Raw genomic sequence first — 11425 nt, forward strand, 5'->3', positions numbered from 1 at the left:
GGGCATGCCCGCGATGGATGACGACGCTGCGTTCGCCGCGATCGCCGATGAACGCCGGAAACTGGCCGACGATGTCGCGGGCTTGACCACCGAGCAGTGGGACACACCGTCTCTGTGCGCCGCATGGACCTGCCGGGACGTCGTCGCGCATCTGGTGGTCCCACTGACAGTGTCGATTCCGGCTTTCGGGCTGGCGATGATCAAGGCGCGCGGCAACTTTGACCGCGCCAATCTAGCAATGACCGCAAAGGTCGGCGAACGGTACCGGGACCGACTGCCAAAATTGCTGCGGGACAAGGCAGATAAGCGCTTCACGCCACCCGGATACGGACCGTCGGCCCCGTTGACCGACATCGTCGTGCACGGTCTCGACATCCGACGACCACTCGGAATGCCGACCGGTGTCGACGCAGAACGTCAGCGTGCGGTACTCGACTTCCTCACCAGTCCCAAAGCGCGCGGGATCTTCTCGACAGTCGGTGACCAGGTGTGTTGGCGGGCAACCGATATCGATTGGACGGCCGGGCGAGGTCCGGTCATCGAGGGGGCTGCGGAGTCGCTCATGCTGGTGCTGACGGGGCGTCGTGTAGGAGCGGAAGAAATTGGTGGAGAGGGTGTTTCGATCCTCAAACGCTGACAGCTGGCTGTGTCGGCAAGTGCGCCTCGACCCAGCCGAGAGCCAGCACGACGGTACTGGTGGCGGCGACATTCGCCGGGAGTTCGGCGTGCACGGTACGCCGATGTCCGGCGGTGTCCACAATGGTCACGTCGGACATGCTTGCTCCGCAAAGGGGATGACCGACGATGGCGAGATCGGCGATCACGGCGGTCAGCGGGAGCGCCGTGTCGATGTGTAGTGTCGCCCGGCCCGCGGTGTGATGTGCGGCAGTGACACGGGTGACGAGCGCCGGGAACAGCATCGACGCCGGACATAAGCTCTGACAGGTCGGTTCACCGTCGACGTCGAGGTAGAACGCGACCTTGCGTTGACGGGACTCCTCCCGCAACGAACGCTCACCGACGAGAATGTCGTCGGCTTGGGTGTGGATGGGTAGACGCCACGAGGTGGGATCAAAGGAACGGGCCACGGTTACCCCTTTCAGGGAGGGCAGGACATCAAACAACGTCACCTTTGACGGTCTACGCCTGCGCGGGTCCCACGCCAAGGGGATCGAGCCTTAAGAAGTCGTCAAAATCGTTGACCGTCAGCGATTGTGAGACGCGGGTCACTCTGCGTCGGTGGTGTTACACCGACTCGCGCGAGAGCCTCCTGGGCGTCGAGACTTGCTGCCGGCAACCCGTCGCGCACCAGTCGGACGGTTTCGGCCTGCACCAGTTCGTTGACCGGTGTCGGCACGCCGTTCAGGCGCCCGAGCAACACGATCTCGCCGGCGAGATAGTCGACCTCGACGCTGCCGGCGCCCCGCTCGACGCTCTGCCACGTCGAGCTTCCGTAGCTGTTGTCGCCGGTGTCGCGGCGCTTGATGAAGTCGGCCCGCCGTGCGATGTCGGACTCCTCGGTGATCACCTCGATGTCGGCGGCATCGAGGACGGCCTCCCCTTCGGAGCGGGCGCGGCGAACGAGCTCGTGGTGCGCGGGGCCGTCGTTCCGGTAGGTGGCGTCGACACCGTTGACCAGATTGGTGATGAGTTTTCGGTACTTCCACGCGGTGATGTTGCCGCGGACCTTGGACGGAAACGACGCCGCGCGCAAGCGGGCGGCGATGGTCTCGGCTGTGTCATCGAATCCAGTTGGGTACCTTCCGATGTCGAGTAGTCCGGGAGTTCCGTCGGATAGCTGGATCACCACTCCGGGATCGAGGTGCAGTGCGGGCAGTACCACGCACAACGAATAGACGTTGGGGAACAGGCGCAAGATGGCGGGCTCGTTGGCCACACCGTTCTGAGCGGACACGATGGGCGTCATGGGGGGGTGCGTGGAAACGCAGATCTTCGAGAGCGGCCGCGGTCTGCTGGGACTTCACGCACAAGAACACGACGGACTCGTCCGTCCAGTCGATCTCGGAAGCGGTTGCCGCGGTGTCGATCTGTAACGCCTCGCGACCCTGCGCGGTATCGAGCACAAGACCGTTCGTGCGGATGGCTTCCAGATGCCGACCGCGAGCGATGAGGGTGGTCGGGGTGCCCGACGAGAACAGATGCGCACCGATCACACCGCCGATTGCGCCGGCCCCGTAGATGACAACATGCATGAGTCCAGGCTAGCGATGGCCGGCTCCGAGGCACCCACTCGCTGGTCGAGCGACCCGCGCTGGTCGACTCCGAGCCCCCCCTCTGCTGGTGGACCTCTCCTCTGCTGGTTGAGTAGCGTCGCGCGAGCTTGCGAGCCCGGCGCATATCGAAACCCGGGGCGACGAATGTGTCCGCAACCAGGCACAACACCAGCACAACGATTCTTGTCAGACCCTCCCGATAGTGTGTTCGTAGTTCACCGAGATGACAGTCTCCACCCCTTGTGATGACAGTGCTGATGACGACGGCTCCTTTACCCTTGTCGCCCGAAAGGCACTGCGCGTGTTCACCTTCACCGATCCGCTTACGCTGGTCGAGCCGACTCCGAGTCCCTGGGCGAGGCGCCGTGTCGAGACCACCCCGGTGACCCGAGAGTGTCGGTGACCAGCGCCAACTCGAGCGCGACGATTCTTGTCAGACCCTCCCGATAGTCTGTTCCTAGTTCACGAAATGACTGCGCAACTTCTTTGATGACAGTGCTGATGACGACGGTTTGTTGACCCTTGTCGCCCGAAAGGCACTGCGCGTGTTCACCTTCACCGATCCCGAGGCCGATGACGCGGCGATTCGCGCTGCCTCCACACTCGGGTTGGAACACCACGCGATGCGCGAACTACGCCACACCCGTCGCGCCGAAGCCCGCACCGTGCTGCTGGCCCACAAGATCGGTGCCGGCGTCTACGACGACATGCTGGCCGACCCCGACCCCCACCGCGCCGACCCGGTATCAGCCGAGAAAGCTGCCGTCGGCGAAGTATCCCTACGGGTCGGGGTGTCCCGCTCGACCGCACACCGCTGGATCGAACTCGGTATCGCGCTGGCCGGTATGGACCGGGTGCGGTTGGCCTACCTCGACGGTGATCTGGCGACATCGCGGGCATTGGTGATCACCCGAGCCCTCGAGATCTTGGGCGAGTCGCTGCGGGTGGAGGTGGAGCCACTCGCCCTGGAGTTGGCGGCGCGCCCGACCCTGGACAAGACGTTGCGGTCGCAGTTGGCGGAGTTGATCATCACTCTCGACCCCGATGCCGCTGCGGATGCGCGGGAGGATTTCGCCGACCGCCACCAGAACGTGATCGTGCGGGATGATGCGCACGGGCACTCGTCGATTGATGCGACGGTGCCCGCTGAGCACGGCGAATTCCTGCGCGCACGTCTCGCGCAGTTGATCGGGGCGCGGGTGTGCCGCCATGATCCGCGCACCCTGGGTCGTCGGCGGGTGGCGGCGTTGGCCGAACTCCACGGCCTGCCCGGCGCCCGACTGACCTGTGAATGCGGGCGCCAGGACTGCCCCACCGTGCAACCCGCACCACCCGACGCACCCACCGACCCGGCCGACGTAGAACCCGAAGGACCCGCCCCGGAACCCGAAGGACCCGCCCCGGAACCCGAAGGACCCGCCCCGGAACCAGAATCGGACGACGCGGAACCCGAAGCAGCACCGGCGAACACACCGGAACCGGAGTGCGAGTCGCACACCGACGACCGCGACCCGGTAGAGGACGACGCCACCGCAGAGCAACCCGACACTGCAGAGCAACCCGACGCTGCAGAGCAACCCGACGCTGCAGAGCAACCCGACGCGGCGGAGGAGGCCGGCGAGACGGACGACGAGCCCTCAGGTGGGGCGCTACGGGACCCGGTGCCGTCGGTGACGGTGATTACCGACCCCACCGGTGTCGAGGTCCCGTATCTGGATGGGTACGGGGCCATCGACCCCGCGCACGCCGCTCAGATCGCCGAGCAGGGCGTCGGTAAGCAGATCGAGCTGCCCGAGACCGGCATCCGACCGGCGTGGTCGGGGTTGATCATCGGGGAACGCCGACCCGCCCCACCCATCGACCCGAGTGGGCACGGCGGACACACCACACCACCCCGCGGGGCCACCACCTACCGGCCGTCAGCCAGTGAACGGGCGACAGTGTTGGCCACGGATCGGACGTGTCGGTATCCGTTCTGCGCCAAACCTGCGTCGGAATGCGAGATCGATCATCCGGTGAAGTTCAACCATGCCGACCCCGAGGCCGGTGGCTGGACCGTGCACTTCAACCTCGCACCGTTGTGCACCCCCGATCACCATCGCAAGCATTTCGGGTTGTGGATACCGGTCATGTGTCCGGGGCGAGCGAAGCGACGGGGTAGTTTCACCGATCGCAGCATCCTGTGGACGAATCCGATGACCGGGCAACAACATCGGACCTACCCGCGGTGAGGGGGGTGGGTGGTGGCTGGTGGGTGCTGACATGGTCGGCTCACCAGGTGGTCTCGACACGACGCCTGGTTTCGAGACGCGTCGGACGGGTCCTGAGTAGCGAGCTTATCGAAGGGCGCTACGCTCCCTCGTCGCTCCTCAACCCGGCGGCCTAGCGGCTCGGTGTCGGCTCCGCCGGATCGAGCCGGTACCGAGCGGAGCCGCCGGGTTGAAGAGCGAAGAGCGAGCCTGCGAGCGCGACCCGTCTCGAAACCGAGGCACCGTGTCGAGATCGACCAGCGGGGGATCGGCTCGGTGGTGCATATGGTGGATGCACATTCCGAGCAACCTGGAGGCGACGATGCCCTCAACCGATGACCTGGCCCGCCGGCTACAGCGATTGGAGCACGTCGAGGCGATCACGCAGCTGAAGTACCGCTATTGGCGCGCATGTGACACCAAGGATCCCAAAGGGTTTCGATCCTGCTTCATCAGGTCGGGAGCACGGATCGACTACGGTCGCCTCGGCAGCTTTGACGACGCCGAGCCAATGGCCCGGATCTTCGAGAAGGTGGCGCTCGCGCGGATCGACGGCAAGTTCATCGTGTACGACATGCACCACGGCATGCATCCCGACATCACCATCCTCGACGACACCAGCGCCCACGGAACCTGGAGTCTGCGCTTCCGGCAGGTCAACACCGTCGAGGCCACCGAGACCATCATGACCGGAGACTACGACGACGAATACGTCGTCGAGGATGGCGTGTGGAAGATGTCGGTCTGCCGGTTCACCGAACACTGGGCGATCAAGCGTTCGTTGGGCGACGCGCAGATCATCCCGGGACACTTCTCAGCGCCGCCGCTGAGCACCTGATCGGCCGCCATCCACGAAACGCGAGAAGTTGGCGAGAGCCTCGGGATCGTCGACAGTGTCGACACCGATGACCTGCTGCAGCGGCTTGCCCTGGATCAGCCGTTTCACCGGCACCTCCAGCTTCTTGCCCGTCCGGGTGTGCGGAATGGCCGGGACAGCGATGATGTCGTCCGGGACATGACGTGGTGACGCGCCGATACCGATGGCCCCAGCGATCCGAGCACGCAGATCGTCGTCGAGGGTGACGTGGTCGGCTAGCACGACGAACAACGGCAACCAGTAACGGTCGTCGTCGAGCTCAACGCCCACCACCAATGATTCACGGATCTCGGGCAGCGCATCGACGACGTCGTAGATGTCCGCACTACCGAGCCGGACGCCTTGTCGGTTCAGAGTCGCATCAGAGCGCCCGGAAATGATCACCGAACCACGCTCGGTGACGGTGATCCAGTCGCCGTGCCGCCATACTCCGGGGAAGGTGTCGAAGTAGGCGTCGCGATAGCGTTGGCCCGTCGGATCGTTCCAGAAGGACACCGGCATCGACGGCATCGGTGTTGCGATCACCAGCTCGCCAACCTCGCCAATTACACTGTGCCCCTGGCTATTCCATGCTTGCAGGTCCACTCCCAAGAGTGGTGCCGAGATCTCGCCGGCCCAGACCGGGGTGTTGGGTGCACAACCGGCGAAGCCGCTCACGACGTCGGTGCCGCCGCTTGTCGATGCCAGCTGTATGTGCGTGCCCACATGATCCCGCACCCACTGGTAACTCTGAGCGGGAAGCGGTGCACCGGTGCTGCCGATCGTACGCAACCGGGACAGGTCGAGGTCGCACGCCGGACTCAGCCCGGCCTTCTCGGAGGCCGCCAGATAGCCGGGGCTGACGCCGAGCACCGTGACTCGGTGGTCCGACGCGATCTCCCATAGCCGTTGTGGCCCTGGGAATACTGGACTCCCGTCATAGAGAACGATGGCCGCACCGGTCAACAGCCCGGACGTCACCATGTTCCACATCATCCAGTTCGTCGTCGTGTACCAGAAGAACCGGTCTCCGCGACCGAGGTCGTTGTGCAAGCCCAGAAGTCGGAGGTGGTCGACGACCACGCCGCCGTGCGAGTGGACGATGCCCTTGGGTGCTCCGGTGGTACCCGACGAAAACAGCGCCCACAGAGGATCGTTGAACTCTACGCTGACGAACTCTGGTTCGGCGGGGTGTGCGACCACGTCGTCCCAGCCGGTGACGCCGACGCCGAACCGCGAATCACCGATAGCGGAAACGCTTAGTGTCGCAACGAGTTCGGGCATCGACGACCGAATCGTCTCGACCATTCCACATCGGCTGTGTACCTTGCCATTCCACCGATAGCCGTCGGCGGCGATGAGCACCTTCGGTTCCAACTGCCCCAACCGGGCAAGCGCGCCCGCGGCGCCATAGTCCTGCCCACACGCCGACCAGATCGCGCCGAGTCCCGTTGTGGCCAGCATGCCGACCACCGCGTGGAGAGTGTTCGGGAGGTAGCCGACGACTCGGTCGCCGCGTCGCACACCGTGCTCGACCAGCCAGCGCTGCACAGCGCCGACCATGCCGCGCAACACATTCCAGGACACCTCAGCGGTGTCTCCCGTTTCGCCGAGCGCGATGACTGCCGTGTCGTCACCCCGGAGTCGGAGGGCATGCTCCGCGTAGTTGATCCGCGCACCAGGAAACCACCGCGCGCCCGGCATCGTGCGGTCCGGCAACACGTTTGCCGGCGCATCGTCGATCAGAACGTCGAAATGATCCACCACCGCTGTCCAGAAATCGGCGGGATGGTCGACCGACCACCGCCACAGCTCCCGGTAAGTCGGATAGCGCTCACCGGTACGCTTCTCGACACGGCTGGTGAACCGGGCGAGTTGGCTCACCGCCGACGCCGCAACGTCGGGCGTCCAGATCGCTTCGGCCGGTGTGATGTCGACAGTCATCGGCTGTCCCTCAGGCGGCGCTGTGCGCGCCGGTCATCAGGGCGGCCAGATCCTCCGGGGCCAGGAACGACGGCGGAGGTGGGGGACCCCAGCTGAACAGTCCCTTGGCACCTTCGACCACTTCTGGGGTCCATAGCTGGTCGTCGACGATCGAATCCATGTCGGAGTAGTACTCGCTGAAGTTTCCCGCCGGGTCCTTGAGGTACCAGAAGAAGTTGGAGCCGGCGTAGTGCCGACCGAGACCCCACACATGGCGTCCGGGATCGGCTTCCAGCATGCTCATGGCGCCGCGTCCGACCTCGTCGACATCATCGACCTGCCACGACGTGTGATGGAGGAAGTTGACCGGAGCCTGCTGCACGAGAACGTTGTGGTGATCGGTGGAGCACCGCAGGAAGGCCGCCAGGCCCGGTACTTCGTCACTGACCTTGAAACCCAGGCCGTGGGTGAAGAAGCGTTGCGTGACTGCATGATCGGTGCTTCCGATCACCGCGTGTCCGAGCTTGCGGGGTCGGACCGCGGACGTCCGCAGCACCCCCGGGGCGCGGCAGGTCTCGCGCTCGAGGCGACCAGGCCCGTTGTACGGGGTCGCCGCCACGCGGGCTTGGGTGATGCGCGCTTGAACCTCGACGGTGACATGCAGATCGGTGGCGGCTTCGATCGCCGAGATGCTGTTCGTCGTCCGCGCGAAGGGGATGTCGAGTTGTGTCAGGTTGTGCGCGATGCGTCCGAGATCGTCGGGGTGGTCGGCGCCGACGGTGAGGGCGACCAGCCGCCGGGTTGGCGTCTCGATGATGCGGAGTTGACGTCCGCCGTCGGTGGTCGAGAACCATCCGTCGGCCTGTGGGGTGAGCCCGAATTCTGTGTAGTAGGCGGCAGTCTGGGCGACGTTGGGTACGCCCATGGTGACCGACGCGAGGCGATGCAGGGTCATGGCAGGTCCTTACTGGGGAGCAGAGATGAAGGTCTGATGCAGTTCACCGATTCCGGTGATCCAGCTGTCGAGTCGTTCGCCGGGTGCGAGGAACCGCTTGGGTTCTCGACCCGCGCCGACGCCGGCCGGAGTTCCGGTGAAGATCACGTCGCCCGGGTGGAGGGTGACGTTGCGGGACAATTCGGCGATCAACCGAGGAACGGGGAAGATGAGATCGCGAGTGCGTCCTTTTTGCATCTCCTCCCCGTCGACGGCGCAACCGAGTTCGAGGTCGTCCGGATCGGCGAACTGATCGGGGGTGACGAGCCACGGACCCTGCGGGGAGAATCCGGGATAGGACTTCCCCAGCCCGAACTGTGGTGCGGGTCCGCGTGTCTGGGTGATCCGCTCGGAGATGTCCTGTCCGGCGGTGAGCCCGGCGACGTACCTCCACGCGTCGTCGGCGTCGATCCCGGTGGCCTCGCGTCCGATGACCACGACAAGCTCGACTTCCCAGTCGACGGCACCGCCTTCGGGAATGGTGACCGTGGTATCGGGTCCGGAGAAACTGGAGATGTACTTGGTGAACACGGGCGGCAGATGTGTCGGCGACTCGAATCCCGATTCGGCGGCGTGATCGTCGTAGTTCAATCCGACGGCGAACACTTGACGTGGCCGTGGTGACGGAGCGCCCAGAAGTGCTCGATCGACCGGTGATCCGTCCGCGGCAGATGTGTCGAAAGCGACTGCCCAGCTGATGAATTCATTCCAGCCCCCGTAGACGAGATCGAGGTCCGGACCGAAGCGGCCTCCCGACGCGTCGAAGATGTCGACGCCGACCTCGGCCCCGGACTCACCGAGGATCAGCGTTGCGCGTTGGTTGTGATTGGCGATTCGCATGTGTTGTGCTCCTTGGTCTTCTGAATGTGTGGCCGTCAGACCATCGGGGTGATCGGGTCTTCGACGCCGAGCAAGGCTTTGCCGTACAGCTCGTAGCTGACCGCTGGTGAGACGATCGCGTGCCGGGCCGCGACCGCCGAGTCGCGCCAGATTCGTTGCAGAGGACTCACTTCGGCGAACGAACCCGCGCCGTGCGCCGACAGCAGGATGTCGATGGCGCGGGTCACGCAGTCGGCCACATATCCGGTGTCCGACCGGACGCGCGCCCGGATAAGATAGTCCGGATACTCGCCTCGTGCGGCAGCCTCGTCGATGTCGGCGGCAGCCCGGTATGCGTGCAGCTGGGCGGTGTCGATGAGCCGCGCGGCCTCGGCAATCTGCAACTGGAACGCAGTGGACTCCTGTTGCGAGGTGAAGAAGGTATAGGAGATCGGTTTCTTGGGCGCCTTGGCGATCACGAAATCGAGTGCCGCACGGCCCATTCCGAGTTGCGGCCCGACGAGTACGAGAGCAAGGACTGGGATCAGCGCAGACCGATACAGAACCTCGTCCTTGTGGGGTGTGGCGTAGTGACCGCCGATCGCCGGCGGGACGCTGATCACGCGATGGTCCGGCACGAAGACGTCATCGGCGATGAGGCAGTTACTTCCCGACGATCGCATGCCCGCGACGAACCACGTGTCCTCGAAGCCCATGTCGGAGCGGGGGATCAGCGCGCAGCCCTGGTCGACGACGTTGCCGTCGGCATCGGTGATGGGAATGCCCATGACCGCCCACGTGCAATGGTGTGAGCCGGAGTTGTAATACCACTTGCCGGTCACCCGATATCCGCCGTCGACCTTTCGGGTTTCGGCGGTGGGAGCGAGCACACCGGACACCTTGGCGTCGGGGTCGGCGCCGAAGACCTCGTCCTGCGCCTGCTGTGACATGAGTCCGACAAGCCAGTTGCACACGTTGGTGAGCGTGACGACCCACGCGGTGCCACCGTCGGCTTCAGCGACTGCCGCCGAGATGTCGAGCATCGTGCGCATGGAGGTCTCGTAGCCGCCGTAGCGTTTGGGTACGGAGATGCGGAACAGTCCGGCGTCGGTGAGAGCCTGGATGCTCTCTTCGACGACTCGCCGATCCTTTTCTCCCTGAGCGGCATTCGCCGCCAGGAGCGGACGGAGTTCCCGCGCGCGGGCAACGAGTTCGGCGTCGGCTGGGACGGTGTGATCCACCGTTGCCGGACTGGTGGTGGTGATGGTCATGGGGTTCTCCTTCTGAGGGTGGGGACTGGGACTGGGTTGGTCAGCTTGCGCAGGCGACGATTTGGTCGACAATCGCGGTCCGCGGGCGGGTGGCAAACCGGGAATGGGTACCAAAGGTTCGGTGGCCGTAGACAAGTGGGGGACGCTGCTCGGACGCGGCGTGGGTCACCGAGCCGATGAGCAGCAGGTGGTCGCCGGCCTCGATGGTCTGCCAGAGCTCGCAGGCGGCCCATCCGGCGACAGCGTCGATCCGGGGTAGCCCGTTCGACGGCGACCACGGCGTCGTGCCGAATCGATCCAGGTCACGTGACGCGAAGGTCATCGCGATGTCGTCCTGTGTGGAGTTGAGCACGTTCACGCCGAATCGTTCGGTGGCGATGATGCGTGACAGCAGACTCGATCGGCGATCGAGCGCGATGGAGAGGAGAGCGGGTCGTAGCGACAGCGACGCCAGAGAGCTGACGGTTGCGCCGTGCGGGCCGTCGTCGTCGGCGGTCGTGACCACTGTGACCGGTGCACACACCCCTGCCATCAGGTTTCGGAACTGTTGGTCGTGCATTGCCGCACCTCCACGTCGACATAAGGTAAGAGCAAATAAACATGATTAATTGCTTGGATCACAGACTGAGGGTGACCGGCATCACTTGTCAAGAGGAATCGGCATATTGATCATGGTTATTTCTTCGAGCCGCCGTGACCTGGGGCTCTTGTCGACGTACTACGACCAATGGCGGGAGGACACTCCCGCTCGAGGAAGTGGGAAGTGTGGTTGCGCGGTAGAAGCCGCACTTGTAGCCAGAAACCTTGGTGCACATCGGGTTTCTGACCAGACGTGCGGTATCTGAGATCACAACACGCCGTAGCGCCGCCTCGGCGAACGGTGACATGGCCGCCCATGCGTAGGGGAGGAACTAGTTTCCGGCAGCCGACGCCATCCGGAACCGCTCGCATATCCGCAGTTCAGCAGGCCTTCGAGCCAGCGCCCCACCTGCCGCCACGGCGGCGATCGTGGACCCAATCCGGCACAAAAAGTGGGGGAAGAAACTTCTTCCCCGGGCCTTGGTGTCCTCCCCTACAAC

Annotated in this window: 10 protein-coding genes and 1 pseudogene; 3 read left to right on the forward strand and 8 right to left on the reverse strand. The window is 64.7% G+C overall.

Annotated elements, in window-relative coordinates; all coding sequences use genetic code 11:
- Window positions 1-4 precede the first annotated feature (4 nt).
- On the forward strand, window positions 5-637 hold the full coding sequence (locus tag MKW15_RS12490) for a maleylpyruvate isomerase family mycothiol-dependent enzyme (RefSeq protein ID WP_240857936.1): 633 nt from the start codon (window positions 5-7) through the stop codon (window positions 635-637).
- Here the strand turns inward: MKW15_RS12490 and MKW15_RS12495 are convergent.
- The 3 genes and pseudogenes from MKW15_RS12495 to MKW15_RS24570 all read right to left on the reverse strand — a co-directional run.
- Window positions 627-1088: a hypothetical protein gene (locus tag MKW15_RS12495; protein WP_240857937.1), complete on the reverse strand. Its 462-nt coding sequence runs from the start codon at window positions 1086-1088 to the stop codon at window positions 627-629. The two genes, MKW15_RS12490 and MKW15_RS12495, sit on opposite strands and share 11 nt — an antisense overlap.
- Before the next feature lie 101 nt (window positions 1089-1189).
- Window positions 1190-1927: a ketopantoate reductase family protein gene (locus tag MKW15_RS12500; RefSeq protein ID WP_308221045.1), complete on the reverse strand. Its 738-nt coding sequence runs from the start codon at window positions 1925-1927 to the stop codon at window positions 1190-1192.
- A 61-nt stretch (window positions 1928-1988) separates the two neighbouring features.
- Window positions 1989-2213 (reverse strand): annotated as a pseudogene (locus MKW15_RS24570) (2-dehydropantoate 2-reductase N-terminal domain-containing protein); the annotation flags it as partial.
- A gap of 533 nt (window positions 2214-2746) precedes the next feature.
- On the opposite strand from MKW15_RS24570, the gene MKW15_RS12505 reads away from it, so the two are divergent.
- Both MKW15_RS12505 and MKW15_RS12510 read left to right on the forward strand, forming a co-directional pair.
- Window positions 2747-4465 (forward strand): HNH endonuclease signature motif containing protein, encoded by a 1719-nt coding sequence (locus MKW15_RS12505; protein ID WP_240857938.1) that lies wholly within the window; start codon window positions 2747-2749, stop codon window positions 4463-4465.
- Between the two features lie 340 nt (window positions 4466-4805).
- Window positions 4806-5321, forward strand: a complete 516-nt coding sequence (locus MKW15_RS12510; RefSeq protein WP_240857939.1) for a nuclear transport factor 2 family protein — start codon at window positions 4806-4808, stop codon at window positions 5319-5321.
- Here the strand turns inward: MKW15_RS12510 and MKW15_RS12515 are convergent.
- The 5 genes from MKW15_RS12515 to MKW15_RS12535 are packed head-to-tail and all read right to left on the reverse strand — an operon-like array spanning window position 5298 to window position 10905.
- On the reverse strand, window positions 5298-7283 hold the full coding sequence (locus tag MKW15_RS12515) for an acetoacetate--CoA ligase (protein WP_240857940.1): 1986 nt from the start codon (window positions 7281-7283) through the stop codon (window positions 5298-5300). The two genes, MKW15_RS12510 and MKW15_RS12515, sit on opposite strands and share 24 nt — an antisense overlap.
- Before the next feature lie 10 nt (window positions 7284-7293).
- A complete protein-coding gene (locus tag MKW15_RS12520) occupies window positions 7294-8217 on the reverse strand; it encodes a VOC family protein (RefSeq protein ID WP_240857941.1) in 924 nt (307 codons plus the stop codon).
- A 9-nt stretch (window positions 8218-8226) separates the two neighbouring features.
- On the reverse strand, window positions 8227-9096 hold the full coding sequence (locus MKW15_RS12525; RefSeq protein WP_240857943.1) for a fumarylacetoacetate hydrolase family protein: 870 nt from the start codon (window positions 9094-9096) through the stop codon (window positions 8227-8229).
- A 35-nt stretch (window positions 9097-9131) separates the two neighbouring features.
- On the reverse strand, window positions 9132-10346 hold the full coding sequence (locus MKW15_RS12530) for an acyl-CoA dehydrogenase family protein (protein ID WP_240857949.1): 1215 nt from the start codon (window positions 10344-10346) through the stop codon (window positions 9132-9134).
- A gap of 40 nt (window positions 10347-10386) precedes the next feature.
- A complete protein-coding gene (locus MKW15_RS12535; RefSeq protein ID WP_240857951.1) occupies window positions 10387-10905 on the reverse strand; it encodes a flavin reductase family protein in 519 nt (172 codons plus the stop codon).
- Window positions 10906-11425: the final 520 nt, after the last annotated feature.

Origin of the sequence: Gordonia gummivorans (assembly GCF_022513585.1) — a bacterium.
Classification (GTDB): domain Bacteria; phylum Actinomycetota; class Actinomycetes; order Mycobacteriales; family Mycobacteriaceae; genus Gordonia.